Consider the following 25511-nt stretch of genomic DNA (forward strand, 5'->3'; position numbering starts at 1 on the left):
ATCGCGGGTTGTGCACTTCCTCGCGGCAGCCATTTTCACAGGAGCAAAAAACGGCGATCTAGCCGCCGTCCCTGAACCGGTTGGTGATGGGATAACGGCGGTCGCGGCCGAAATTCTTTTTGGTGATCTTCACGCCCGGCGCTGCCTGCCGGCGCTTGTATTCGGCAATGTAGAGCAGGTGCTCGATGCGCGTCACCGTTGCCCGGTCGTGGCCGCGGGTGACGATTTCGTCGACACCCATCTCGTTCTCGACCAGACACTCCAATATGTCGTCCAGCACCGGATAGGGCGGCAGCGAATCCTGATCCGTCTGGTTCTCGCGCAGTTCCGCCGACGGCGCCTTGTCGATGATGTTGTTCGGGATCACCTCGCCGGATGGGCCCAGCGCACCCGGCGGCACATGCGTATTGCGCCAGCGCGCCAGCGCATAGACCTGCATCTTGTAGAGGTCTTTTATCGGGTTGAAGCCGCCATTCATGTCGCCGTAGAGCGTGGCGTAGCCGACCGACATCTCGCTCTTGTTGCCGGTGGTGACCACCATCGAGCCGAACTTGTTGGAGATCGCCATCAAAATGGTGCCGCGCGCGCGGCTCTGCAGGTTTTCTTCGGTGATGCCTTCCTTTGTTCCCTCGAAAAGCTGCGTCAGCGTATGCAGGAATCCCTCGACCGGCTCGAAGATCGGCACGATGTCGTAACGGCAGCCGAGCGCGCGGGCGCAATCCTCGGCGTCTTTGAGCGAGTCCTTAGAAGTGTAGCGGTAGGGCATCATCACGGCGCGCAGCCGCTCCTCGCCGAGCGCATCGACGGCAAGTGCGGCGCAGATCGCCGAATCGATGCCGCCGGAAAGCCCGAGCACGACATTCCTGAAACCGTTCTTGTTGACGTAGTCGCGCAGGCCCAGCATGCAGGCGCGGTAATCGGCCTCCTCCTTTTCCGGGATTTTCGACATCGGTCCTTCGGAGCAGACCCAGCCATCAGGACCATTTCCAAGTTGCGCGCCTGCGGCGGCGTTATTTCTATTTTGCGCGCCTGCGGCGGCGCGGTTGCGTTTCCAGGTGGTGACGTTGACCGTTTCCTCGAACTGGCTCATCTGGAAGGCCAGCGTCTTGTCGGCGCCGATGGCAAACGACGCGCCGTCGAAGATCAGCTCGTCCTGGCCGCCAAGCTGGTTGGCATAGATGATCGGCAATCCGCATTCGATGACCTGGCGGATGACAATCTGGTGGCGAACATCGACCTTGCCGCGATAATAGGGCGAGCCGTTCGGCACCAGCAGGATTTCAGCACCGCTTTCGGCCAGCGTCTCGCAGACGCCGACATCGCCCCAAATATCTTCGCAGATCGGGATCCCCAGGCGCACGCCGCGGAAATTGACCGGCCCCTGGATTTCAGGGCCGGCCTGGAAGACGCGCTTCTCATCGAATTCGCCGTAGTTCGGCAGATCGAGCTTGTAGCGCTCGGCAAGGATCTTGCCGCCATCGGCAAAGATGATCGAATTGTGCGTGCCGCTCTTGCGCTTCAGCGGCGTGCCGATGATGACGCCCGGCCCGCCATCGGCAGTGTCGCCAGCGAAATCCTGCGCCGCCCGCTCGCAGGCCTTCAGGAACGCCGGTTTCAGCACCAGGTCTTCGGGCGGATACCCAGCAAGGAAAAGCTCGGTGAACAGCACGATGTCTGCGCCCTGGCGAGCGGCATCCGCCCTCGCCTCGCGCGCCTTGGCGAGATTGCCGGCGACATCGCCAACCGTTGGATTGAGCTGGGCGACGGCGATGCGCAATATGTCGGAAGCGGTCTTGTCGGTCATGCCTGCTGACTTAGCGCGACAGAATTGGCCGGGCAATGGCGTTTGCTTGGACCACCCCAGACCGAATGACCTAGGTCATTCGTGTCAGACCGTATGACACATGTCATTCGTAAGACCGATCGGACCGCCGGATACCGATCGCGTCCTATTCGCCCATATATTCGCGCAATGCCTGCGGCGAATGGTTTTCGCCGATCGACATCGCCAGGATGCGCGAAATATGCCGGCGCGGCAGCCCGGTGTCCGCCGCCCAGGCATTGATCTGGTTCTGGATCTTGTCGAGATCGCGCTTCGAGGTCGGGTGTTCGGCGATGTCCAGGCCGGCGTCGCGCAGTGCGGCCGCCATGTCGCCTGAGATGATGAAGGCGTCCCACTCCAGCCACCTCAAAAAATACTGGCCGGTATTGCCGCCGAGCCGGCTGCCATGCTTGCCGAGATAGGCCATCAGTCCAACCTGGTCGTCTTCTGGCCAGTCGGCGAGGAACCTGCCAAAGCCGCCGTGCTCCTTCGACACAAGCTCGACGAAAGCCGCGTTGTCGCGAACCGCCTTGATCTTCTGCGGATTGCGCACGATGCGCTCGTCGGCCGTCAGCTCGTGCCAGAAATCGTCAGGCTGGAACAACAGCCGCTTCGGCTCGAAGCCGAGAAACGCTTGTTCGAAACCCGGCCATTTCTGCTCGATGACGCGCCAGACGAAACCGGCGGCGAAAACACGCTCGGCCATCGTCGACAGGATGCGGTCATCGGAAATGTCAGCCACCGCGGCATTGTCGGGCATCGGCCCCAGCAGCGATGCCAGCACCGATTCCCCGCCCTTGCGTCTGGCCGCGCGGGCGCGGATTTTCTGAAAATCCATCATTGTTTCCTCACCCTGTCGCGTCAATCTACCACTTCCCGCGCGAACCGGCAGCCTCTAGGTCTATGCGGACGCTGACGACGGAGGCGACAATGAACAAGACGATCGAAGATCTGGCAAACCGCTGGCTGCGGCGAAGGCCGGATGGCCTAAGCCAGGTCGAGAGCCAGGTGCTGCAAAGCACGCTCGAACGCACCACGATCGCGAAGGACACCAACAAGGCCGTCGCTTTTCACCAGACGTTTGGCGACCGCCTCGCCGATACCATCGCCCGGATCGGCGGTTCGTGGTCCTTCATCCTGGTCTTCATCGCCTTCCTGATCCTGTGGACGTCAGGCAATGCCTGGCTTTTGTCGCGCGACGCCTTCGATCCCTATCCCTTCATCTTCCTCAACCTTATCCTGTCGATGGTCGCTGCGCTGCAGGCGCCGGTGATCATGATGGCGCAGAACCGCCAGGCCGAGCGCGACCGCATCGACGCCGCCCACGACTACGAGGTCAATCTCAAGGCCGAGATCGAGATCATGGCGCTGCATGAGAAGCTGGACGAACTGCGCCACAGCCAGATCGTTGGCATGCGCGACGAGATCGCGCAGCTGGCCGAACAGGTGAAGCGGATCGACGAGATACTGTCGAAGCAGCGGACGCCTTCATGACGGATGCCATCCACAATCTCATCGAGCAATATGGGCTGATTGCCGTCTTCCTAGGCTGTGTCGCCGAGGGCGAAAGTGCCGCCCTCCTCGGCGGTTTTTTCGCGCATCAGCATGTTTTCGTCCTGTGGCAGGCGTTCCTGGCGGCCGCCATCGGCGCCTTTGCCGGCGACAGCTGTTTCTTTATCCTCGGACGAAGCTTCGCCGACCATCCATTCGTGGTCAAACTGAAGGGCCGCCCGGGTTTCAGCCACGCCTATCGTCTTGTCTCCACCCATCCCGACATTTTCGTGCTGACGAACCGCTTTATCTATGGCCTGCGCCTTGTCGGCGGCATCGCGGCCGGATTGTCCGGCATGGCCGTGACGCGCTTTGTCATTCTCAACGCCATTTCATCGATGGTCTGGGCCGGATTGTTCACCACCATCGGCTATGTGCTCGGGCTGGGCGCGGAGCGCATCGTCGGCCAGGCGTTGGTCCGTCACGAGCGATTGTTGATCGCCCTGGCGATTGGCCTGGCAGCAGCGATCCTCGCCTGGTTCATCGCTCACACCATTGCCAAGAAGGAGCGCAGCAAGGAGACGTGAGGATCAGTCGATGCCGAGCGCCCGGTCGCCGCGATCAAGGATCAGCGGGATGATCAGGTCTTCCTCGTCGGCAAGATGCCGGGTCAGCATGGCGATCAGCCGGCTGTTCTCGTCGGCATAGGCATCGGCGGCAAAGCGCTGCTTGTCCTCGCTCTCGCTTAGCGTGCGGATGAAAGCGTTTGCCGCCTCGGCATTGCGCTCCAGCCCTTCATGGATCGTATGATGATCGGCATCGAGAATCTCGAAGCCGCGCTTCAGCCGGGTCTCGGCCTTGGCGAAGACCGGAAAATAATGGATATCCTCGACATTATGGTGGCCGTCGAGGTGCCCAAGAAAATGATTGAGCCGCGGCGCGAACCAGCGCGCGAACTCCGGCGCCGTCAGCCGGCCCTCGCGATAGTCGTCAGTGCCGTTGGTCAGCATGCCGCCGAGCTCGCGGAACATGTCGTGCCGCTGCAGCCACATAGTGGCGATGCCATGGATATTGGCGTGGCCCTCCCAGACCTCGCGCGGGTATTTTTCAGCCAGCCAGCGCAAATCGTCCGGCAGGCCTGCGCGTTCGAGCAGCAGGGAATCGGCGGCCATGTCGGTCTCCTCAGACCATGATCCCGGAAAGTGGATACCGGGTTTCGGAACAGATCATGGGATCAGGTTGTGGTGACCGGCATGTAGGGGTTTGATGGCTAGATCGGTAGCCCCATGATTCGCTCGATGATGGCGATGCCCCAGACGCCGGCAACGATCACCACCGAAATCAGCACCGCCAGCGAACCGCAGTCCTTGGCGAGCTGGATATCGACGTTGAACTCCCGGCTGAACGCATCGCATGCGGCCTCGATGCCGGTGTTCAGCACTTCGACCATGATCAGCAGCAGCACCGCGCCGATCAGCAGCGCATAGCCGCGCCACGACACCGAAACAAACCAGCCGAGCGGCAGCGCCAGCACGAGCAGCATCAGCTCCTGCTGGAAAGCTTTTTCGCTGGAAGCCAATTTGCGAAATGCCCGCACTGAATTGTAGAAAGCATCGATCAGCCGCTGCATGCCAAACCTTTCCGAATCACCGGCAGGGGATAGCGCAATGGCCGGATCAAGGGAATAAGGCGATCGCTGCAAAATCATTTGCCGGCGAGCTTGTCACTCATCGGCGACCTTGATCGACGGCGTCGACTTTTCGAACTGCGGCAGCCCATCGTCGATCATGTAGTAGTCGCCCTTGTCGCCGACGAATATGTGGCATTGGCCCTGAAGTCCGGTGGGCTTGTCGAACAGTCCGGCGAGAACCGAAACATATTCATCATCCTGCGGCTTCCAGAACAGCAACGAGCCGCATGTCTTGCAGAAACCGCGCCTGGCAAACGACGATGCTTGGTACCAGGTGATGCTTTCCGCGCCCATAATCGTGATGTCTGCGTTGGCAACATTGGTTGCAGCGTAGAAATGCCCGCTCTGCTTCCGGCATTGCGAGCAGTGGCAGTAGATGACGCCGCGCAAGGCCCCTCGCGTCTTGAACCGCACAGCCCCGCACAGGCAAGAGCCGCTATGTGTGTTGTCCATCTCGGGCCTCCCGACGCAGCCGTGATCCTCGGCGTCCCTTGCCAGGATTCCAGTTTTGCAGCGGCCGTGCTCAAGCGAATGCGACATTCGACGGGCGTGTTCCGCACAGCACGGTTTGGAGAAAGCGGCAGGCCGCGCCAACAGCCTCTCGACGGGCAGCCAATTGTTAAAACAATATCTTTCCATATGAATTTTTGTGCGCTACCTTTTCATCAGAAAGGAGACGCTGCCGACAATGCAACCCAATCTCGCCGCCAACACGGCCGAAAATGCAGTGCTGACCAAGGCGACGCTGCGCGCCGCCGACCTGCTGGACATTACCGCCAGGATGCTGGCCTCCATCATCGGGGTTTCGGAAGCCACGGTTTCGCGCATGCGCAGGCAGGAATTCCTGCTGGAGCGTGGAACCAAGCCGTTCGAGCTTGCCGTGCTGTTCGTCCGCCTGTTCCGCTCGCTCGACGCCATTGTCGGCGGCGACGAGACCGTCGCCCGGGCATGGCTGAAGAATGCCAACACGGCCTTCGATGGCACCCCGCTCAAAAAAATCGTGACGATATCAGGGCTTGTCGATGTCATCGCCTATCTGGACTCCCGACGCGCTCTCGTCTGAAGCCGCCAAACGAGGTGGCAAGTATGGGCTCGACGGCAAATACTGGCGCATGGTCGAGGCGCAGCACCGCGTCTCGACATTGAAAGTCGTTGACACGCTCGACGAGCAGCCCGTCCTCGAAGACCTGATCGAGGAAACCAAGCCGCAAATCCCCTTGGAATGCCGGCATCTGCATTATCTCCTGGCAACGCCCTTCCGCTACGGCTCGATCTACCCGCACGGTTCGCGCTTCCGCCGCGCCGGCAGGACCAAGGGCGTCTACTACGCGGCGGAAACCATGATGACCGCAGTTTCCGAAATGGCTTTTTACCGCCTGCTGTTCTTCGCCGAATCGCCGGCTACGCCGTGGCCGCACGACGCCGCCGAATACACCGCTTTCGCCGCAGCGATACGCAGCACAAAGGTGATCGACCTGACGCGGCCGCCGCTCGACCGCGACGCGGCGGCGTGGACGCACCCGACCGACTACGCGGCCTGCCAGAATATTGCCGATGTCGCGCGCGAAGCCGGGCTGGAGGCGATCCGCTATCGCTCCGTGCGCGACCCGAAAAGCGCTAACGTGGCGCTGCTGGCATGCAGCGGCTTTGCCAAGCCGAAACCGCTGGAACCCCATACCTGGCGCATCAGGCTGGGCGCCTTCGGCGTGCAGGCGATCTGCGAGTTCCCGCAAAGGCGGATCGAGTTTTCGAGGACGGCGTTTGCCGCCGATCCCCGGCTCGACGGACTGCGCTGGGAGCGCGGGCGCTAGCCGGCGGGTGCGTAGCGCAGCAGCGTCACGCCATGGGTAAGGCTTTCCTTACCGAGCGGCTTCAAGGTCAGCGACAGGCCGGACTGGAAGTACGGCTTGCCGCCGCCAAGCACGACCGGGTGGATGTATAGCCGGTACTCGTCGATCAGACCGGAGCGTGCCAGATGCGCGGCAAGATCTGATCGATGGCGACTGAAATCAGCCGTTGACGGCATGCTTGTGCTGAACCGGGTGGCTCTTCTTGAGCAGGTCCGAGACCAGGAACGCCAGTTCGATCGCCTGGTCGGCGTTGAGGCGCGGGTCGCAATGGGTGTGGTAGCGGTCCTGCAATTCCTCGGCGGTGATGGCGCGGGCGCCACCGGTGCATTCGGTGACGTTCTTGCCGGTCATCTCGATATGGATGCCGCCCGGATGCGTCCCTTCGGCGCGATGCACCTCGAAGAAGCTCTGCACTTCCTTCAGGATGCGGTCGAATGGCCGTGTCTTGTAGCCGGCGGCCTCGATCGTGTTGCCATGCATCGGATCCGACGACCACACCACGCTGCGGCCTTCCTTCTGCACCGCGCGCACCAGCTTCGGCAGATGCTCGGCGACCTTGTCGGAGCCGAAGCGCGCGATCAGCGTCAGCCGGCCGGGCTCGTTTTCCGGGTTGAGCAGGTCGATGAGCTGCAGCAACCCGTCCGGCGTCAGCGACGGGCCGCATTTCAGGCCCAGCGGGTTCTTGATGCCACGGCAGTATTCGACATGGGCATGGTCGGGCTGGCGGGTGCGATCGCCGATCCAGATCATGTGGCCGGAGGTTGCATACCAGTCGCCCGAGGTCGAATCGACGCGGGTCAGCGCCTCCTCGTAGCCGAGCAGCAGCGCCTCGTGGCTGGTGTAGAAGTCGGTCTCGCGCAGCGCGTAATTGGTCTCCGAGGTGATGCCGACAGCCTTCATGAAGTCCATCGTCTCGGTGATGCGGTTGGCGAGCGACTCGTATTTCTCGCCCTGCGGGCTGTCGGACACGAAGCCCAGCATCCATTGATGCACGTTCTCCAGGCTGGCGTAGCCGCCCTGCGCAAACGCGCGCAACAGGTTGAGCGTCGCCGCCGACTGGCGGTAGGCCATTTCCTGGCGTGCGGGATCGGGAATGCGCGACTTGGCGTCGAATTCGATGCCGTTGATGATGTCGCCGCGATAGCTGGGCAGCGTCACGCCGCCCTTGGTCTCGTTGTCGGACGAGCGCGGCTTGGCGAACTGGCCGGCAACACGGCCGACCTTCACCACCGGCTGCGCGCCGGCGAAGGTCAGCACCACGGACATCTGCAGGAAGACGCGGAAGAAGTCGCGGATGTTGTCCGCGCCATGCTCGGCGAAACTCTCGGCGCAATCGCCGCCCTGCAGAAGGAATGCGTCACCGGCAGCGACGGTCGCAAGCTGCTTCTTCAGCTTGCGTGCCTCACCTGCGAAAACCAGCGGTGGAAAGGTGGCGAGCTGGGCTTCCGTGTTCTTCAGCGCGGCAAGATCAGGATAGGCAGGAACCTGCTGGATCGGCTTTGCTCTCCACGAATTCGGCGACCATTTCGTCATCGTTGCACCCAAAATTCCTTCCAGCGGGTGTTATAGCCCGCCATTTCGCCCCAATACGGGATCGCGGCTCCATACACGAAGCCGATTTCCTATTCTAGACCGGAATTTCGGAGGTGGCGAATGGCGCAAGCTCGCCGCCTGTCTTTCCTTCTCCCCTTGCGGGAGAAGGTGGATTGGCGCGCAGCGCCAAGACGGATGAGGGGTGTTGGCCGGAGCACGGTTTTGCCAAGCTGGAACACTCCTCATCCGACCGCTTCGCGGCCACCTTCTCCCACAAGGGGAGAAGGTGGAGCCGGCCGAGCCGCGCTAAGCCGCCTTCTCCACCAGCCTTGCCAGCTGCGTCATGACGACCGCTGAACCGGCCAGCCGCTTTTCAGGTGTCGGCCAGTCGCGGACGAAAACGACGCTGTGGTCCGGCCGGATCTTGGCCAGCGAGCCCTGCTCGCCGATGAACGTGACCAAACCGACAGGATTGGAAAACTCGCGCTTGCGGAAATGGATGACGACGCCCTTTGGTCCGGCATCGAGCTTTTCGACATTGGCCTTGCGGCACAGCGCCTTGATGAAGACGATCTTCAGCAGATGCTTCACTTCCTCCGGCAGCGGTCCGAAGCGGTCGATCAGCTCGGCGCCGAAAGCGTCGATCTCCTCGGTGTTTTCGAGATCGCCGAGGCGGCGATAGAGCGCCAGCCGCAGTTGCAGGTCCGGAACATAGCTTTCCGGGATCATCACCGCCGTGCCGACGGCGATCTGCGGCGACCAGCCGCCATCCTGCACCTCGCCGGAATCCTTGACCTCGGCGACGGCCTCTTCCAGCATCTGCTGGTAGAGCTCGAAGCCGACCTCCTTGATGTGGCCGGACTGCTCCTCGCCGAGAAGATTGCCGGCACCGCGGATGTCGAGATCGTGGCTGGCGAGCTGGAAACCGGCGCCGAGCGTGTCGAGCGACTGCAGCACCTTCAGCCGGCGCTCGGCGGTGTCGGTCAGCTTGCGGTTGGCCGGCAGCGTGAACAGCGCATAGGCGCGCACCTTCGAGCGGCCGACGCGGCCGCGCAGCTGGTAGAGCTGCGACAGGCCGAACATGTCGGCGCGATGCACGATCAGCGTGTTGGCGGTCGGGATATCGAGGCCGGATTCGACGATGGTGGTCGACAACAGCACATCGTACTGGCCGTCGTAGAAGGCGTTCATGATGTCGTCGAGCTCGCCGGGCGGCATCTGGCCGTGAGCGACAGCCACCTTTAGCTCGGGCACGGATTCACGAAGGAAATCATGAATTTCCGCCAGATCGCTGATGCGCGGCACGACATAGAAGGAATGACCGCCGCGGTAGCGTTCCCGCAGCAGGGTCTCGCGGATGACCAGCGGGTCGAAGGGCGAGATGAAGGTGCGCACCGCCAGGCGGTCGACCGGCGGCGTGGCGATCAGCGACAGTTCGCGCACCCCGGTCAATGCCAGTTGCAGCGTGCGCGGGATCGGCGTTGCCGACAGCGTCAGCACATGCACGTCGCTCTTCAGATCCTTCAGCCGTTCCTTGTGCTTGACGCCAAAATGCTGTTCCTCGTCGATGATCAACAGGCCGAGATTCTTGAACGAGATCGACGAGCCGAGCAGCGCGTGAGTGCCGATGACGATGTCGACGGTGCCGTCGGCGATGCCTTTCTTGGCCTCTGCCAGTTCCTTGGCGCCGACCAGCCGCGAGGCCTGGGCGACGCGGATCGGCAGGCCGGAGAAGCGCTGCGAGAAGGTCTTGAAATGCTGGCGCGACAGCAGCGTCGTCGGCACCACCACCGCGACCTGAAAGCCTTCCATCGCCGCAATGAAGGCGGCGCGAAGTGCGACCTCGGTCTTGCCGAAGCCGACATCGCCGCAGATCAGCCGATCCATCGGCTTGCCGGCGCCCAGGTCGCCCATCACCGAATCGATCGCCGTCTGCTGGTCGTCGGTCTCCTCATAGGGAAACCGCGCGGCGAATTCGTCATAGAGACCGCCTGCCGGCACCAGCGAAGGGGCAGCGCGCATCTGCCGCTCGGCGGCGATGCGGATCAACTGCCCGGCCATGTCGAGCAGCCGCCGCTTCAGCCGCGCTTTTCTGGACTGCCAGGCGCCGCCGCCAAGCTTGTCCAATGTCGCTTCGGCCGAATCCGAGCCATAGCGCGACAAAAGCTCGATGTTCTCCACCGGCAGGAACAGCCGGTCGTCGCCGGCGTAATGGATTTCGAGGCAATCATGCGGTGCGCCGATCGCCTCGATGGTGCGCAGCCCGATGAAGCGGCCAATACCGTGGTCGCTATGGACGACGATGTCGCCGGAGGACAAAGCCGAGGCCTCGGCGATGAAATCGGAAGGGCGCTTCTTGCGCTTCGAGCGACGGATGAGCCGGTCGCCCAGAATGTCCTGCTCGGCGACGACGACCAGTTTCTCGGTCTCGAAGCCGGATTCGAGCGGCAGCACGGCAAGTCCGGCCTGCCCCGGTTCGAGCTTTTCCGCCTCGGCCAGCGTAGCCACCGGCTCGAGGTTGCCGAGATGATGCTCGGCCAGGATCTGGCCGAGCCGGTCGAGCGAACCTTCGGTCCAGCCGGCGACGACGACGCGACGGCGGGCGGCGCGCTCGTCGGCGATGTGTTTTACAACGACGTCGAAGACGTTGACGTTGGGGTCGGCGCGTTCCTCGACGAAGCTGCGGCCATGCCGCGACCCGGCATGGAAGATTTTCCTGGCGCCGGCGTCGGGCGCGTCGAACGGCGTGAAGTCGATCGCCTCGCGCGGGCCAAGCGAGGCGATGAGGTTTTCCGGCGACAGATAAAGCAGGTCGGGCGGCACCGGCTTGTAGGGGACGGCGTCCTTCAGCGCGCCGTCGGCTTGCTTCCTGCGCGCCTCGTAATGGTCGAGGATCAGCGCATGGCGCTCCGCCAGCGCCTCATGCGCCAGATGATCGAACACGACAGGCGTGTCCGGCAGATAGTCGAACACCGTCTCCAGCCGCTCGTAGAAGAACGGCAGCCAGTGCTCCATGCCGGCGAAACGCCGTCCCTCGCTGACCGCCGCATACAACCCGTCGTCGCGCGAGGGCGCGCCAAAAGCGTCGATGTAGGAGCGGCGGAAGCGGCTGATGGTCTCCGGCGTCAGCGCCACTTCGCTCATTGCCTGCAGCGCCATCGACTTGCGCTGGCCGGTGGTGCGCTGCGTGGCGGCGTCGAAGACGCGGATCGATTCCAGCGTGTCGCCGAAGAAATCGAGCCGCAGCGCTTCCGTCCAGCCCGGCGCGAACAGGTCAAGAATGCCGCCGCGCACGGCGAACTCGCCGACGCCGCGCACGGTTGGCACCCGCTCGAAGCCTGATATCTCCAGCCGCGACGCCAGTGCGTTCATGTCGATCTGGTTGCCGGGTTTGGCGTGAAATGTCTGCGCCTCGACAAGGCTTGCCGGCGGAATGCGCTGCAGCAGCGCGTTGGCGGTGGTCAGGATGACGGCGCGGTGCGGGTTTTTTGCCAACGCGATCATCGCGGTGAGCGCGTCCAGCCGCCGCGCGGCTGCATCCGAGCCGGGCGAAACGCGGTCATAGGGCAGACAATCCCAGGCCGGCAGTCCGAGCACCGGCAGGCCAGGCGCGGCGAAGGAAAGCGCCTCGACGATCGAAGGCAGGCGCTGGCCGTCGCGTGCCACGAACAGCACCGGCTTGTCGGGCGCGATCTCGTGCGCGGCCTGCACCAGCGCGAAGGCTTCGTAACCGTCGGCGACGCCGTCGACGATGAACTGGCCGGCGCGGCCTTTCGGCAGGCCGATTGTGGGGATCAGGCTCATGAAATCACGTATTTCAGAATGTCATCGCCTGGCGCGACGCCAGGATTTTTTGCAGGACGGCACAGTCGATGTCAGCCGGAATCGGCCGCTGGCCGGTGATCACGGACAGGAATTCGGTATCGGAAATTTCGAGGAGCCTCTCATATTGGTCGAGTTCGTCGCCGGTCAAGGCGCCGATCTCGGCGTCGGCGAAACTGCCGAGAATAAGGTCCATTTCGCGCATGCCGCGATGCCAGGATCGAAACAGAAGCTTGCGGCGGCGGGCGTCGAGCCCCTCGCTTGATCGTCTCGTTCCGGTCATCGTCCAGCATCCTTGCCTGAAGCGGCGCATATAGCGTGGATAGAGAGCGGTGTCAGCCTTGCAACGGTCCGGTGGGTGTCTAACATCCCGGTGTGACATACACTCCTGACAACATCGGCCCAAGCACCCCCCTCTGGCCTGCCGGCCATCTCCCCCTCAAGGGGGGAGATTTGCCGTCGCGACTGATTTCGCCAATCTCCACCGCTGCAGGATGGGCAATGAGGCCAGAGCTGCCGATCTCCCCCCTTGAGGGGGAGATGTCCGGCAGGACAGAGGGGGGTGAGCGCCGACATCGCGTGGTCTCTCACCCATGAGACCTTCCCTCCTCGATCCGCTGTTTGTCCCGATCACCTCGCTTGCCGGCGTCGGGCCGAAGGTCGGCGCACTGATCGAGAAAATCGTGCCGGCCGATCTTGGTGATCGCCGCCCCGCACGTGCCGGCGATCTTCTGTTCGTGCTGCCGCATTCGGTGATCGACCGCCGCAATCGGCCGGGCATCGCCGGTTCGGCTGAAGGCGCGATCGTCACCCTGGAAGTGCGCATCGATCGCCACCAGCCGCCGCCGCGCGGCAACAGATCGGTGCCGTACCGGGTTTACGCCCATGACGACACCGGCGAGATCGCGCTGACCTTCTTCCATGCGCATGCCGCCTATCTCGAAAAGGCGATGCCGGTGGGCGAGCATGTCGTGGTCTCCGGCCGCATGGAATGGTTCAACGGCCGCCCGACCATGGTTCATCCCGACCACATCGCGCTGGCCAGCGAAGCGGAAAACCTGCCGCTGGTCGAGCCGGTCTATCCGCTCACCGCCGGGCTCTCGGGAAAAGTGCTGCGCCGGGCAATCGGCCAGGCGCTCGCTCGCTTGCCGGTGCTGCCGGAATGGCTAGAGGATGAGTTTCTGCGCCGCCGCAGCTTTCCCGCCTTCGGCGACGCGCTCGCCCGCATCCACAATCCCGCCGACCCGATCGACGTGTCCGTCGACGGCGCGGCCTGGCGGCGTCTCGCCTATGACGAGTTTCTGGCAGGCCAGGTGTCGCTGGTGCTGGTGCGCGCAAAAGTCCGCCGCCTGTCCGGCCGGCCGCTGGTTGGGGACGGCCGCTTCGTCGAAAAGCTGCGCGCCGCGCTTCCCTATTCGCTGACCAATTCGCAGGAAATGGCGCTTGCCGAAATCAATGCCGATCTCGGTGACCCCGAACGCATGCTGCGCCTGCTGCAGGGTGATGTCGGGTCAGGCAAGACGGTTGTCGCGCTGCTCGCCATGGCGCGCGCTGTCGAGGCCGGCGGCCAGGCGGCATTGATGGCGCCGACCGAAATCCTCGCGCGCCAGCATCTTGCGACGATTGCGCCTTTGGCCGAACAAGCAGGCCTGCGCATAGCCATCCTCACCGGGCGCGAAAAGGGCCGCGAGCGCACCGAGGCGCTGGCCAGTCTGGCCAATGGCGAGATCGACATCGTCGTCGGCACCCACGCGCTGTTCCAGCAAACGGTGACGTTCCACGACCTGGTCCTTGCCGTCATCGACGAGCAGCACCGGTTTGGCGTCCACCAGCGGCTCGCCATCACCGCCAAGGGCGATGCGCCCGATATGCTGGTGATGACGGCGACGCCGATCCCGCGCACGCTGGTGCTGACCGCCTTCGGCGACATGGATGTGTCGAAGCTGACGGAAAAGCCGGCCGGGCGCCAGCCGATCCGCACCGTCACCCTGCCGCTCGAGCGGCTCGACGAACTGGTCGGCCGCATGCGCGACGCCGTCGCCGACGGCCAGAAGATCTATTGGATCTGTCCGCTGGTCGAGGAGTCCGAAGAGATCAAGCTGATGTCGGCGGAGGACCGTTTTGCCTCCTTGAAGCCCCTGTTCGGCGGCCGGATCGGCCTGGTGCACGGGCGCATGAAGGGCGTCGAAAAAGACGAGGCGATGCGCGCCTTCAAGACCGGCGAGACACGCATCCTGATCGCCACCACGGTCATCGAGGTCGGCGTCGATGTGCCGGATGCGACGATCATGGTCATCGAGCATGCCGAGCGCTTCGGCCTCGCCCAGTTGCACCAGTTGCGCGGCCGGGTCGGGCGCGGCGAAAAACCGTCGTCCTGCGTGCTGCTCTACAAGGACCCGCTCGGCGAGACGGCAACGCGCCGGCTGTCGGTGATGCGCGAGACCGAGGACGGCTTTCGCATCGCCGAGGAGGATCTGAAGCTGCGTGGCGAAGGCGAGTTGCTCGGCACCCGCCAGTCCGGCACACCTGGCTTCCAGGTGGCGAGCATCGAGGCGCATGCCGACCTGCTCGAAGCCGCTCGCGACGACGCGCGGCTGATCCTGTCGCGCGATCCGGAATTGCAATCCGAACGCGGCGCCGCCCTTCGCATGCTGCTTTATTTGTTCGGCCGCGACGAGGCGGTGCGGCTCTTGCGCGCCGGCTGAGGCTCGGCATCCACAGGCGGATTGCCGATCTGGCCGCCGATCGGCTTCCCGTTCAACGTCACCATTTTCGTCTTGACCGCCGGTGCCACCAGCCCGGCCGAAACGATCAGCTTGGCACCGTCCTCGATCGTCATGTCGAGCAGCACGATATCGGATTTCGGCACATACATCAGGAAGCCGGTGGTCGGGTTGGGCGTGCACGGCATGAACACCGCGATCAGCGGATCACCCTCCTGGTCGAGCTTCTGGTTGATCTCGGTCTCCTTCTCGCCGGCAACGAACACCAGCGACCAGACGCCCTTGCGCGGGTATTCGACCAGCCCGACCTGGCGGAACATGTCGCCCTTGTTCGACAGCACGGTCTCGAAGATCTGCTTCAGCGACCCATAGATGCCGCGCACCAGCGGCATGCGGCCGAGCAGCCGCTCGCCGAACAAGACGATGGCCCGGCCGACGATATTGGCGGTCAGGAAACCGATCAGGGTGATCAGGATCAAGGCGACGATCAGCCCGAATCCCGGAACCGGCGCCGGCAGATAGCTATCGGGGTTGTAACGCGCCGGAATATAGGGTTTCACCCAGGAATCGACCCAGCCGATGAACGACCAGGCGATGTAGGCAGTGATCGCCAGCGGCGCGCAGACGACAAAGCCTGTCAGGAAGTAATTCCGCAGCCGGGTCATGCCTGAGGTCTTGGAAGCATCGGACATAGTTCACCGCAGCGCTGGTTGCGGCGCGACATTAATGAACCGCATCCGGCTTTGGAACTGCGAATTTTTTAAACCACGCCTATTCCACAGTCACCGATTTCGCCAGGTTGCGCGGCTGGTCGACGTCGGTGCCCATGAACACCGCGGTGAAATAGGCCAGCATCTGGATCGGCAGCGCGTAGATGATCGGCGAGATGATTTCCGGCACGTCCGGCAGCACGATCGTCTCCATCGTCTTCACCGTGGCGTGCGCGGCGCCCTTGCTGTCGGTGATCAGGATGATCTTGCCGCCGCGCGCCGCCACTTCTTGCATGTTCGACACGGTTTTTTCAAAAATGCGGTCATGCGGGGCAATGACGATCACCGGCATGTTCTCGTCGATCAGCGCGATCGGCCCGTGCTTCAGCTCGCCGGCAGCATAGCCCTCGGCATGGATATAGGAGATTTCCTTGAGCTTCAGCGCCCCTTCCATGGCCAGCGGGAAATTGGTATCGCGGCCAAGATAAAGCACGTTCTTGTAGTGCGAGAGGTCGCGCGCAACCTTTTCGATCTGGCCGTCGAGTTTCAGGACCTGGTTGGCATAGCGTGGCGCTTCCGACAGCTGGCGAACCAGCGTCGTCTCCTGTTCCTGCGAAATCGTTCCGCGCGCCACGCCCGCCCGCACGGCAAGCGAGGCCAGCACCGACAATTGACAGGTGAAGGCCTTGGTCGAGGCGACGCCGATCTCCGGCCCGGCCAGCGTCGGCAGGATGACGTCGGATTCGCGCGCCATCGTCGATTCGCGGACATTGACGACCGCGCCGATCTTCATGCCCGCCTTGCGGCAATAGCGCAGCGAGGCCAGCGTGTCGGCGGTCTCGCCCGATTGCGAGATGAAGAAGGCGGCGTCTGTCTTCGACAGCGGCATTTCACGGTAACGGAATTCCGAAGCGACATCGATGTCGACCGGCAGCCGCGCATAGCGCTCGAACCAGTATTTGCTGATCAGGCCGGCCAGATAGGCAGTGCCGCAGGCCGAAATCGCCAGCCGGTCGATTTTGGCGAAATCGAACGGCAGGTCGAGCGGCTTCGAGACGCCGCCAACGAAATCCACATAATGCGCCAGCGTGTGCGAGATCACCTCGGGCTGTTCATGGATTTCCTTCTCCATGAAATGGCGCCGGTTGCCCTTGTCGACCATGAAGCTGGTGCTGAGCGACTGCTGGCGCTTGCGGTCGACCTTGTTGCCGTCCATGTCGAAGATGGCGACGTCGTTGCGGCGCACCACCGCCCAGTCGCCATCCTCCAGATAGGTGATCGAATTGGTGAAGGGGGCAAGCGCGATAGCGTCGGAGCCCAAAAACATCTCGCCATCGCCATGGCCGACGGCCAGCGGTGGGCCGTTGCGCGCGCCAACGATGAGATCCTCGTCGCCCCTGAACATGATGGCCAGCGCAAAGGCGCCTTCCAGCCGCTTCAGCGCCTGGTGCGCGGCCTCGACCGGCTGCAGGCCCCTGGCCAGTTCGCGCCCGACCAGATGTGCGACGACCTCGGTATCGGTCTGCGATGAAAATGTGTAGCCGTCGCGCATCAGCTCGTCGCGCAATTCGGCGAAATTCTCAATGATGCCGTTGTGGACGATGGCGACGCCGTCGGAAAAATGCGGATGCGCATTGGTCTCGTTGGGCACGCCGTGCGTCGCCCAGCGCGTGTGGCCGATGCCGATCATGCCGTCGAGCGGTTCGTCCTTCAGCCGGCGTTCGAGATTGATCAGCTTGCCCTCGGCGCGGCGACGCGCCAGCTGGCCGTGCTCGACAGTGGCGACGCCGGCCGAATCATAACCGCGATATTCGAGCCTTTTCAGCGCATCGACGATGAGCGGCGCGACCGGCGAGTGACTGACAATTCCGACGATACCGCACATAGACGTTGCCCTCGATTCCGGCTGAAAACCCGGCGCCATTTAGGGTTGGCCGGGCTGCCGCAAAAATCACATTGCGCTTCGTTCCGTATCAGCCGGAACGGTTCTGCACAAATGCACCATGACAGGGCGCTCTTGCAATCCGGTTACAGCAGCCAGGCTAGCCTTTTTTCCGGGCCGCCGCAGCCGCAGCAAAACGCTCGCGCAATTGCTTGCCTTTGCCAGGCAGCGTCCTCTGGCGGGCGCGGCCGAAGGCGAGCGCATCGTCGGGCACGCTTTCGGTGATCACGCTGCCCGAAGCGACGTAGCCGCCCTTGCCGATTGTGACAGGCGCCACCAGCGACGAATTCGAGCCGACGAAGGCGCCTTCGCCGATGTCGGTGAAGAATTTCGAGTAGCCGTCATAATTGCAGGTGATGGTTCCAGCGCCAATATTGGCGCCGGCGCCGACGCGGGCATCGCCGATATAGGTCAGGTGATTGACCTTGGCGCCCTCCTCGACCGTCGCCTGCTTGACCTCGCAGAAATTGCCGACCTTGGCTTTTTGCTTGAGATCGGAACCCGGCCGCAGCCGCGCAAACGGACCAACAGCGCAATTCGAAGCGATCGTGGCGCCTTCAATATGGCTGAAGGCATGGATCCTGGCACCGGTGGCGATTGTCACGCCCGGCCCGAACCAGACATTGGGCTCGACGATCGTGTCGGCGCCGATCTCGGTATCGTGCGAAAAGAAGACGGTTTCGGGCGCGATCAGCGAAACCCCGGAGAGCATGGCCTCGCGCCGCCGGCGCGCCTGCCAGATGCCTTCGGCCGCAGCCAGTTCGGCGCGGTCGTTGATGCCGAGCACATTCTCAAAGCCGGCTTCTGCGGCGATGACATTAAGGCCTTGCCCGCCCGCGATCTCGACGATGTCGGTGAGGTAATATTCGCCCTTGGCGTTGTCGTTGCCGACCTGGTCGAGCAGCTGCAGCGCGTGCTTGCCTGCAACCGCCATCAGACCGCCATTGCAGAAGGTGATTTTCTTCTCCTCGTCGGTGCAGTCCTTTTCCTCGCGGACGGCGACGAGCTTGCCGCCCTTTTCGATCAGCCGGCCATAGCCGGACGGATTTGAGGTGCGGAAGCCGACCACAACGACGGCAGCGCCATCAGCCAGCTTCAGGCGCGCAGCCGTCAGCACCTCCGGATCGATCAACGGCGTATCGCCGAACATGACGAGGATGTCGTCGTAACCCTTTGCGATTGCATCGCGAGCCGCCAGCGCGGCATGCGCCGTGCCGAGCCGCTTGTCCTGGACGAAGGTCTCCGCCTTCGGCGCGAATTTTTGCGTGGCCTTGAGCATCTCGTCCGCGCCATGGCCGATCACCAGCGCCAGATCACCGCTGCCTGCCGCTTCCGCAGCCTTGACGACATGGGCGACCATCGGCAGGCCGGCGATCGGGTGCAGCACTTTTGGCACAGCGCTTTTCATGCGCGTGCCTTCGCCGGCGGCGAGGATGACGGACAGGCAGGTTCTCTGGCTCATGGAATGCGACCATTTGAAAAGGGTTGGGGATCAAGGCATGTCTAGTGTTGGCGCAATGCTGCACCAATGCGGTTAAATTCCGGTGAGACGGTGCGGCGGTCCAATTTTCGAAGTCGGCGCTGCCCCTTATCCGCCTGCCGGCACCTTCTCCCCGTATAGTGACGGGGCGAAGGGGGCTGGCCGCAACCTCGGCTCGCTTTCTGCAACGGTGGAGATTGGCGAAATCCTTTGCGAAGGCGTCTTTCTCCCCGTCACTATACGGGGAGAAATGCCCGGCAGGGCAATGAGGGGCAGCGCAGACCTGAAGCGATTGTCCTGCCGGCCAAGCCAGTTGCGATCGCTGTACCTATCCCAACTGCCCCAGCACCGGGAAATTCTCCAGCAGCCAGTAGGATGCAGCCTGCACGCCGCCGGTCAGAAAAAACACGCCCGCGACGACCAGCAGCGCGCCCATTGCCTTTTCGACGCGGCCGAGATGGACGCGGAATTTTGCGAGAAAGCGCATGAAGGCGCCGGAAAACAGCGCCGCGACCAGGAACGGGATGCCGAGGCCGAGCGAATAGGCGGCAAGCAGAGCCGCGCCCTCGCCCACCGTCTCGCGGCCGCCGGCCAGCGTCAGGATCGGCCCCAGCACCGGTCCGATACAGGGTGTCCAGCCGAAGGCGAAGGCCAGCCCCATGACGTATGCGGCAACGATACTGGCCGGCTTGCCCTGCGACTGGAAGCGCGCCTCACGCGACAGCAGCGGGATGCGCAATATGCCGAGAAAATTCAGCCCCATCAGGATGATGAGCACGCCAGCCGCCATCGCCAGCGGCTCCTGCCAGACGCGCAGCAGCCGGCCGATGGTCGAGGCGCCGGCGCCCAGCGCCACGAAGACGGTCGAGAAGCCGAGAACGAAGGCGATCGAGGCAAAAAGCAGCGCCCCGCGTGCGTCGGCCTTGGCGGTGACGCCGGCATTGCCGCGGAAATCGTCGACCGACACGCCGGCCATATAGCAGAGATAGGGCGGCACCAGCGGCAGCACGCAAGGCGACAAGAACGAGATCGCCCCCGCCCCGACCGCGCTGACATAGCCGATATCCAATGCCATTCCCGAAACTCCTGATGGATTGCGCTGCCATATAGCGGCGACCACGCCGATCCGCCAATCACCATCGCGTGGCAAGTCGCAGACGGCCGCTTGCGCCACGCCTGTCTCGCCCGTCAACGTCGCATCGTGCCGGCCGTCTCTTCAAACCAGGGCTGGCGCGTGATCGATGTTTCTCTTATATCCGCGGAAGTATTTGTCCCGTTCTCCCGGATTCATTGCCGGTTTGTCCAACGATCAGGGCAGCCGCTCTCGCTATCCAGGATTGCGGATATCACATGACGCACCCCTCAATGCAGGACTGCATTTTGGGCGCCTCCCCTTGACCGGATGCAAAAGCACGGCCATGTGAGCGACAATTATACGAGATTTCGTCGCGCGCAGCGGAATTCTTCTGCCGCACCACAGCTGATATGAGACCTCATGGACGTCGTCGTCGTCGAATCGCCGGCCAAAGCGAAGACAATCAACAAGTACCTCGGAAAGAACTACAAGGTCCTGGCCTCGTTCGGCCACGTCCGCGATCTGCCGGCCAAGGATGGCTCGGTGCGTCCGGACGAGGATTTTGCCATGTCCTGGGCTGTCGACACCGCCTCGAGCAAACGTCTTGCCGACATCGCCAAGGCGGTCAAGGACGCCGACGGCCTGATCCTCGCCACCGATCCGGACCGCGAGGGCGAAGCCATTTCCTGGCATGTCCTTGAAGTGCTGAAGCAGAAGCGTGCGCTGAAGGACAAGCCGGTCAGCCGCGTCGTCTTCAACGCCATCACCAAATCGTCGGTGCTGGAAGCGATGGCCAATCCGCGCCAGATCGATGCGCCGCTGGTCGACGCCTATCTCGCCCGCCGCGCGCTCGACTATCTCGTCGGATTCACGCTGTCGCCCGTGCTGTGGCGCAAGCTGCCGGGCGCCCGCTCTGCCGGCCGCGTCCAGTCGGTGGCGCTGCGCCTCGTCTGCGACCGCGAATTGGAAATCGAGCGCTTCATCCGCGAGGAATACTGGCAGATCGCCGCCATTCTCGGCACGCCGCGCAAGGATAATTTCGAGGCGCGGCTGACTGCCTTCGATCGCAAGAAGCTGCAAAAGCTCGACATTTCGAACAAGGCGCAGGCCGACAACATCAAGGCGATGCTGGATGGCGCGACCTTCAAGGCGCTGTCGGTCGAAGCCAAGCCGACCAGGCGCAATCCAGGCCCGCCCTTCACCACCTCGACGTTGCAGCAGGCCGCCTCCTCGCGCCTCGGTTTTTCGGCAAGCCGCACCATGCAGGTGGCGCAGCGGCTCTATGAAGGCATGGACATCGGCGGCGAGACCACCGGCCTGATCACCTATATGCGAACCGACGGCGTGCAGATGGCGCCCGAGGCGATATCAGCCGCGCGCGATGCGATCGCAAAAGAGTTCGGCCCAAAATACCTGCCCGAAAAGCCGCGCAACTACACCACCAAGGCCAAGAACGCCCAGGAAGCGCACGAAGCGGTCCGCCCGACCGATTTCATGCGCACGCCGGCTTCGGTCAGGCAATATCTCGATGCCGACCAGGCGCGGCTTTACGAGATTGTCTGGAAACGCGCCATCGCCAGCCAGATGCAGCCGGCCGAGATCGAGCGTACCACGGTCGAGATCGAGGCGGTCAACGGCGGCCGCAACGCGGAGCTTCGCGCCGTCGGTTCGGTCGTTCGCTTCGATGGCTTCATTGCCGCCTATACCGACCAGAAGGACGAGGATGCGGAAGACGAGGAAGACCGCCGTCTACCCGAGATCCGTGCCGGCGAACAACTCGAGCGCGAGGCGATCAACGCCACCCAGCACACCACCGAACCGCCGCCGCGCTATTCGGAAGCCTCGCTGATCAAGAAGCTGGAAGAGCTCGGCATCGGCCGGCCGTCGACCTACACGGCGATCCTGAAGACGCTGGAGGACCGCGACTACGTCAGCATGGACAAGCGCAAGCTGTTGCCGCAGGCCAAGGGCCGGCTGTTGTCGGCCTTCCTCGAAAGCTTCTTCGAGCGCTATGTCGAATATGATTTCACCGCCTCGCTCGAGGAAAAACTCGACGAGATTTCCGACGGCAAGCTCGCCTGGAAGGATGTGCTGCGCGATTTCTGGAAGGATTTTTCAGGCGCCGTCGCCGATATCAAGGAATTGCGCGTCACCGATGTGCTCGACGCCCTCAACGAGGAACTGGCGCCGCTGGTGTTTCCGGCGCGGGAGGACGGCTCGAACCCCCGCATCTGCCCGAAATGCGGCACCGGCAACCTGTCGCTGAAGCTCGGCAAATTCGGCGCCTTTGTCGGCTGCTCGAACTATCCCGAATGCTCCTTCACCCGCCAGCTCGGCGACGCCGCCAACCCCAATGCCGAAAACGGCAATGGCGAGGACGGCACCAAGGTGCTGGGCAAGGACCCCTACACGGCGGAGGAAATCACGCTGCGCAGTGGTCGTTTCGGGCCCTATGTCCAGCGCGGCGACGGCAAGGAAGCCAAGCGCTCCAGCCTGCCCAAAGGCTGGACCGTCGATTCGATCGACCACGAAAAAGCCCTCGCCCTGCTGTCGCTGCCGCGCGACGTCGGCAAGCATCCGGAATCCGGCAAGATGATCTCGGCCGGGCTGGGGCGCTACGGCCCGTTCGTGCTGCATGACGGCACCTACGCCAATCTCGACAATATCGAGGACGTGTTCTCGATCGGTCTCAACCGCGCCGTGTCGGTGATCGCCGAGAAGCAGTTGAAGGGCCCCGGCGGTCGCAATGGCGGCACGCCCGCCGCCTTGAAGGAACTTGGCGAGCATCCGGCGGGCGGCGGCAGGATCGTCGTGCGTGACGGCAAATACGGGCCCTATGTCAATTTCGGCAAGGTCAATGCGACGCTGCCGAAGGGCAAGGACCCGCAGTCGGTGACGATCGAGGATGCGGTGGCGCTGATTGCCGAGAAGGAAGCCAAGGGCGGCAATGGCGGCAGAAAGCCCTTCCGCAAAGCGGCCGCACCTGCCAAAAAGCCTGCGGCCAAAAAACCGGCGGCCCAAAAAATGGCGGCCAAGAAAGTGGCCAACAAAAAGGGATAGTGCATCGTGGCGCGCAGGGTATCCGGAAGAAGTCATGGCGATCTGCGCACCGCCGACACCCGGGCCAAGGTTAAGGATGATTACCGGCCGTCCCGCGACGAAATCCTGCGCTATATCGCCGAAAATCCGGATCGCTCAGGCAAACGCGACATCGCCAAGGCGTTCGCGCTGCGCGGCGAGGACCGTATCTGGCTGAAGGACGTATTGCGCGACTTGCAGGATGAGGGCCTGCTGACCAAGGAGCGCAAGCGGCTCGCCCGCGTCGGCGCCCTCGCCCATGTCGCCGTGCTCGACATCTTTGGCCGCGACGCCGACGGCGTGCTTTTGGCGCACCCAACCGAAGCCGTGGGCAACGGCGAGCCTCCTGTCATAGCGATACGCGTTTCGCGCGGCGGCGGCGGCCCGACACCGGGCATTGGCGACCGCGTGCTGGCCAAGACCTTTCCAACCGATGACTCGACCGGCCCTGCCTATACCGGGCGGGTGATGAAGATCTTCGAGAAGCGCACCGATGCAGTTCTCGGGGTTTTTCGCGTGCTGCAGGACGGTACCTTCCGCATCGAGCCTGTCGAAAGACGCCAGCCGGAGCTGGTCGTCGACAAGGAATTCCAGAACGGCGCCAAGAACGGCGATCTTGTCGAGGTCGAGCCGGCGCGGGCCTCCCGCTATGGGCTGCCCAAGGCCAAGGTGCTGGCGGTGCTGGGTTCGCTAACCAGCGAAAAGGCGGTCTCGATGATCGCCATCCACGCGCACGACATTCCGCATATTTTCCCGGCAGACGTCATCGCCGAGGCGGAGGCGGTCAAACCGGCGACGCTGGCCGGCCGCGAAGACTGGCGCGAGCTGCCGCTGGTCACCATCGATCCGGCCGACGCCAAGGACCATGACGACGCCGTGTTCGCGACAGCAGATCCGGACGAGAAGAACCCCGGCGGCGTGGTCGTTACCGTGGCGATTGCCGATGTCGCCGCTTATGTGCGCTATGGCACCGCGCTCGACCGCGAGGCGCTGAAGCGCGGCAACTCGGTCTATTTCCCGGATCGCGTCGTGCCGATGCTGCCGGAGCGTATCTCCAACGACCTTTGTTCGCTGCGCGAAGGCCAGGACCGCCCGGCGCTGGCGGTCCGCATGACCTTCTCGGCCGATGGCCGCAAGCTCAGGCATTCGTTCCATCGCATCATGATGAAATCGGCGGCAAAACTCGCCTATCGCCAGGCGCAGGCCGCGATCGACGGCGCGCCGGACGACAAGACCGGCCCGATCCTCGACACGGTGATGAAGCCGCTGTGGGACGCCTATGCCGTGGTGAAGCGCGGTCGTGAGACGCGCCAGCCGCTTGAGCTCGAACTGCCGGAGCGGAAAATCCTGCTCAAGGAGGATGGCACCGTCGACCGCGTCGTCGTGCCGGAGCGGCTCGACGCGCACAAGCTGATCGAAGAATTCATGATCCAGGCCAATGTCGCGGCGGCCGAGACGCTGGAGGCGAAACGACAGGCGCTGGTCTACCGCATCCATGACGCACCTTCGCTGGCCAAGCAGGAATCGCTGCGTGAATTCCTGCAGACGCTTGGCCTTTCGCTGGCGCGCGGCGCCCAGATGCGGCCAAACCAGTTCAACGGCATCCTGGATCGCGTCCGCGGCGCCGACCATGAGGGGCTGGTCAACGAGGTGGTGCTGCGCACGCAGATGCAGGCCGAATATTCGCCAAGCAATATCGGTCATTTCGGCCTCAACCTGAAACGCTATGCGCACTTCACCTCGCCGATCCGCAGATATGCCGACCTGATCGTGCATCGCGGGCTGATTGCCGCGCTCGGCTTCGGTGCAGGCGGACTGACGCAGGATGAAGCGGAGCGGCTGGAAGAAGTTTCTGCGCTGATCTCAGCCACCGAGCGCCGCGCCATGGCCGCCGAGCGCGACACGGTCGACCGGCTGATCGCCGCCTATCTGGCAGAGCGTGTCGACGATCGCTTCGATGCACGCATTTCGGGCGTCACCAAATCGGGACTATTTGTCCAATTGCCGCAGTATGGCGCAGATGGTTTCATTCCGGTGTCAAGTCTGGGCGGCGATTACTATATATACGACGAAACTGCCCGATCGCTTTTCGGAGAACGCACCGGCAAGGGCTATCAGCTTGCCGACCGCGTCGAGGTTCGCCTGATCGAGGTGGCGCCTATGGCCGGCGCGATGCGTTTCGAGATGCTGACCGACCCAAAGCCGCTGCCCGGCTCCAAACGGTCGTTTCACAAGGCCAAGGGCCGCGCCCGTGCGTCGCAACCGCGTCCAGGCTCGCGCGGCAGGAGACGGTAA

Annotated in this window: 20 protein-coding genes; 7 read left to right on the plus strand and 13 right to left on the minus strand. The window is 63.3% G+C overall.

The genetic code is table 11. The annotated features are described in order from the left end of the window. Positions 1-58: 58 nt before the first annotated feature. Complete coding sequence (locus AC0L2K_RS07725) at positions 59-1804, minus strand: NAD+ synthase (protein ID WP_473523130.1); 1746 nt, start codon at positions 1802-1804, stop codon at positions 59-61. Positions 1805-1949: 145 nt separating this feature from the next. Continuing rightward, positions 1950-2663 carry a DNA-3-methyladenine glycosylase I gene (locus AC0L2K_RS07730; protein WP_473531030.1) on the minus strand — a complete coding sequence of 238 codons (714 nt, stop codon included), beginning with the start codon at positions 2661-2663 and terminating at the stop codon, positions 1950-1952. Positions 2664-2752: 89 nt separating this feature from the next. On the opposite strand from AC0L2K_RS07730, the gene AC0L2K_RS07735 reads away from it, so the two are divergent. After that, entirely contained in the window at positions 2753-3316 is a 564-nt protein-coding gene (locus AC0L2K_RS07735; RefSeq protein WP_128169008.1) for a DUF1003 domain-containing protein, read from the plus strand. After that, positions 3313-3900, plus strand: a complete 588-nt coding sequence (locus AC0L2K_RS07740) for a DedA family protein (protein ID WP_473531031.1) — start codon at positions 3313-3315, stop codon at positions 3898-3900. Before AC0L2K_RS07735 ends, AC0L2K_RS07740 begins: the two co-directional genes overlap by 4 nt. Positions 3901-3903: 3 nt before the next feature. On the opposite strand, the gene AC0L2K_RS07745 is transcribed toward AC0L2K_RS07740, so the two are convergent. The 3 genes from AC0L2K_RS07745 to AC0L2K_RS07755 form a co-directional block, all read right to left on the minus strand. Continuing rightward, a complete protein-coding gene (locus AC0L2K_RS07745; protein ID WP_287173985.1) occupies positions 3904-4485 on the minus strand; it encodes a hemerythrin domain-containing protein in 582 nt (193 codons plus the stop codon). A 98-nt stretch (positions 4486-4583) separates the two neighbouring features. Continuing rightward, the gene (locus tag AC0L2K_RS07750) at positions 4584-4943 is read right to left on the minus strand and encodes a diacylglycerol kinase (RefSeq protein WP_091593617.1); all 360 of its coding nucleotides are present in this window, start codon (positions 4941-4943) and stop codon (positions 4584-4586) included. A 93-nt stretch (positions 4944-5036) separates the two neighbouring features. After that, positions 5037-5456 carry a GFA family protein gene (locus AC0L2K_RS07755; RefSeq protein ID WP_473531032.1) on the minus strand — a complete coding sequence of 140 codons (420 nt, stop codon included), beginning with the start codon at positions 5454-5456 and terminating at the stop codon, positions 5037-5039. 235 nt (positions 5457-5691) lie between these two features. On the opposite strand from AC0L2K_RS07755, the gene AC0L2K_RS07760 reads away from it, so the two are divergent. Together AC0L2K_RS07760 and AC0L2K_RS07765 are read left to right on the plus strand one after the other, a co-directional pair. Then, the gene (locus tag AC0L2K_RS07760; protein WP_473531033.1) at positions 5692-6066 is read left to right on the plus strand and encodes an antitoxin Xre/MbcA/ParS toxin-binding domain-containing protein; all 375 of its coding nucleotides are present in this window, start codon (positions 5692-5694) and stop codon (positions 6064-6066) included. Beyond that, positions 6026-6814, plus strand: a complete 789-nt coding sequence (locus tag AC0L2K_RS07765) for an RES family NAD+ phosphorylase (protein ID WP_473531034.1) — start codon at positions 6026-6028, stop codon at positions 6812-6814. Before AC0L2K_RS07760 ends, AC0L2K_RS07765 begins: the two co-directional genes overlap by 41 nt. On the opposite strand, the gene AC0L2K_RS07770 is transcribed toward AC0L2K_RS07765, so the two are convergent. From AC0L2K_RS07770 to AC0L2K_RS07785, 4 genes are all read right to left on the minus strand, one after another. After that, positions 6811-7029 (minus strand): dihydrofolate reductase family protein, encoded by a 219-nt coding sequence (locus tag AC0L2K_RS07770; RefSeq protein WP_473531035.1) that lies wholly within the window; start codon positions 7027-7029, stop codon positions 6811-6813. The two genes, AC0L2K_RS07765 and AC0L2K_RS07770, sit on opposite strands and share 4 nt — an antisense overlap. Beyond that, positions 7013-8386, minus strand: a complete 1374-nt coding sequence (locus AC0L2K_RS07775) for a class II 3-deoxy-7-phosphoheptulonate synthase (protein WP_473531036.1) — start codon at positions 8384-8386, stop codon at positions 7013-7015. The genes AC0L2K_RS07770 and AC0L2K_RS07775 overlap by 17 nt, the downstream gene beginning before the upstream one ends. A gap of 306 nt (positions 8387-8692) precedes the next feature. After that, positions 8693-12190, minus strand: coding sequence for a transcription-repair coupling factor (gene mfd, locus AC0L2K_RS07780; protein WP_473531037.1), 3498 nt, complete (start codon positions 12188-12190; stop codon positions 8693-8695). 13 nt (positions 12191-12203) lie between these two features. Continuing rightward, positions 12204-12491 carry an FAD assembly factor SdhE gene (locus AC0L2K_RS07785; RefSeq protein WP_128172334.1) on the minus strand — a complete coding sequence of 96 codons (288 nt, stop codon included), beginning with the start codon at positions 12489-12491 and terminating at the stop codon, positions 12204-12206. A gap of 310 nt (positions 12492-12801) precedes the next feature. Between AC0L2K_RS07785 and recG the strand changes: the two genes are divergently transcribed. Then, positions 12802-14913 (plus strand): ATP-dependent DNA helicase RecG, encoded by a 2112-nt coding sequence (gene recG / locus AC0L2K_RS07790; protein ID WP_473531038.1) that lies wholly within the window; start codon positions 12802-12804, stop codon positions 14911-14913. On the opposite strand, the gene AC0L2K_RS07795 is transcribed toward recG, so the two are convergent. The 4 genes from AC0L2K_RS07795 to AC0L2K_RS07810 all read right to left on the minus strand — a co-directional run bounded on the left by AC0L2K_RS07795 (position 14865) and on the right by AC0L2K_RS07810 (position 20138). Then, positions 14865-15623: a DUF502 domain-containing protein gene (locus AC0L2K_RS07795; protein ID WP_236374336.1), complete on the minus strand. Its 759-nt coding sequence runs from the start codon at positions 15621-15623 to the stop codon at positions 14865-14867. The two genes, recG and AC0L2K_RS07795, sit on opposite strands and share 49 nt — an antisense overlap. 79 nt (positions 15624-15702) lie before the next feature. Beyond that, positions 15703-17526: a glutamine--fructose-6-phosphate transaminase (isomerizing) gene (glmS, locus tag AC0L2K_RS07800; RefSeq protein ID WP_027155143.1), complete on the minus strand. Its 1824-nt coding sequence runs from the start codon at positions 17524-17526 to the stop codon at positions 15703-15705. 157 nt (positions 17527-17683) lie between these two features. Beyond that, positions 17684-19045 (minus strand): bifunctional UDP-N-acetylglucosamine diphosphorylase/glucosamine-1-phosphate N-acetyltransferase GlmU, encoded by a 1362-nt coding sequence (glmU, locus tag AC0L2K_RS07805; protein ID WP_473531039.1) that lies wholly within the window; start codon positions 19043-19045, stop codon positions 17684-17686. A 346-nt stretch (positions 19046-19391) separates the two neighbouring features. Beyond that, the gene (locus AC0L2K_RS07810; protein ID WP_128172328.1) at positions 19392-20138 is read right to left on the minus strand and encodes a cytochrome c biogenesis CcdA family protein; all 747 of its coding nucleotides are present in this window, start codon (positions 20136-20138) and stop codon (positions 19392-19394) included. A gap of 420 nt (positions 20139-20558) precedes the next feature. On the opposite strand from AC0L2K_RS07810, the gene topA reads away from it, so the two are divergent. Together topA and rnr are read left to right on the plus strand one after the other, a co-directional pair. Continuing rightward, positions 20559-23198, plus strand: a complete 2640-nt coding sequence (gene topA, locus AC0L2K_RS07815; RefSeq protein ID WP_287238072.1) for a type I DNA topoisomerase — start codon at positions 20559-20561, stop codon at positions 23196-23198. 6 nt (positions 23199-23204) lie between these two features. Continuing rightward, the gene (gene rnr / locus AC0L2K_RS07820; RefSeq protein ID WP_473531040.1) at positions 23205-25511 is read left to right on the plus strand and encodes a ribonuclease R; all 2307 of its coding nucleotides are present in this window, start codon (positions 23205-23207) and stop codon (positions 25509-25511) included.

This window comes from Mesorhizobium sp. WSM4817 (assembly GCF_055811135.1).

Coding starts and splice junctions, on each gene's coding strand:
- AC0L2K_RS07725 (WP_473523130.1), bottom strand. CDS start 1,804: ATGACCGACAAGACCGCTTCCGACATATTGCGCATCGCCGTCGCCCAG.
- AC0L2K_RS07730 (WP_473531030.1), bottom strand. CDS start 2,663: ATGATGGATTTTCAGAAAATCCGCGCCCGCGCGGCCAGACGCAAGGGC.
- AC0L2K_RS07735 (WP_128169008.1), top strand. CDS start 2,753: ATGAACAAGACGATCGAAGATCTGGCAAACCGCTGGCTGCGGCGAAGG.
- AC0L2K_RS07740 (WP_473531031.1), top strand. CDS start 3,313: ATGACGGATGCCATCCACAATCTCATCGAGCAATATGGGCTGATTGCC.
- AC0L2K_RS07745 (WP_287173985.1), bottom strand. CDS start 4,485: ATGGCCGCCGATTCCCTGCTGCTCGAACGCGCAGGCCTGCCGGACGAT.
- AC0L2K_RS07750 (WP_091593617.1), bottom strand. CDS start 4,943: ATGCAGCGGCTGATCGATGCTTTCTACAATTCAGTGCGGGCATTTCGC.
- AC0L2K_RS07755 (WP_473531032.1), bottom strand. CDS start 5,456: ATGGACAACACACATAGCGGCTCTTGCCTGTGCGGGGCTGTGCGGTTC.
- AC0L2K_RS07760 (WP_473531033.1), top strand. CDS start 5,692: ATGCAACCCAATCTCGCCGCCAACACGGCCGAAAATGCAGTGCTGACC.
- AC0L2K_RS07765 (WP_473531034.1), top strand. CDS start 6,026: ATGTCATCGCCTATCTGGACTCCCGACGCGCTCTCGTCTGAAGCCGCC.
- AC0L2K_RS07770 (WP_473531035.1), bottom strand. CDS start 7,029: ATGCCGTCAACGGCTGATTTCAGTCGCCATCGATCAGATCTTGCCGCG.
- AC0L2K_RS07775 (WP_473531036.1), bottom strand. CDS start 8,386: ATGACGAAATGGTCGCCGAATTCGTGGAGAGCAAAGCCGATCCAGCAG.
- mfd (WP_473531037.1), bottom strand. CDS start 12,190: ATGAGCCTGATCCCCACAATCGGCCTGCCGAAAGGCCGCGCCGGCCAG.
- AC0L2K_RS07785 (WP_128172334.1), bottom strand. CDS start 12,491: ATGACCGGAACGAGACGATCAAGCGAGGGGCTCGACGCCCGCCGCCGC.
- recG (WP_473531038.1), top strand. CDS start 12,802: ATGAGACCTTCCCTCCTCGATCCGCTGTTTGTCCCGATCACCTCGCTT.
- AC0L2K_RS07795 (WP_236374336.1), bottom strand. CDS start 15,623: ATGTCCGATGCTTCCAAGACCTCAGGCATGACCCGGCTGCGGAATTAC.
- glmS (WP_027155143.1), bottom strand. CDS start 17,526: ATGTGCGGTATCGTCGGAATTGTCAGTCACTCGCCGGTCGCGCCGCTC.
- glmU (WP_473531039.1), bottom strand. CDS start 19,045: ATGAGCCAGAGAACCTGCCTGTCCGTCATCCTCGCCGCCGGCGAAGGC.
- AC0L2K_RS07810 (WP_128172328.1), bottom strand. CDS start 20,138: ATGGCATTGGATATCGGCTATGTCAGCGCGGTCGGGGCGGGGGCGATC.
- topA (WP_287238072.1), top strand. CDS start 20,559: ATGGACGTCGTCGTCGTCGAATCGCCGGCCAAAGCGAAGACAATCAAC.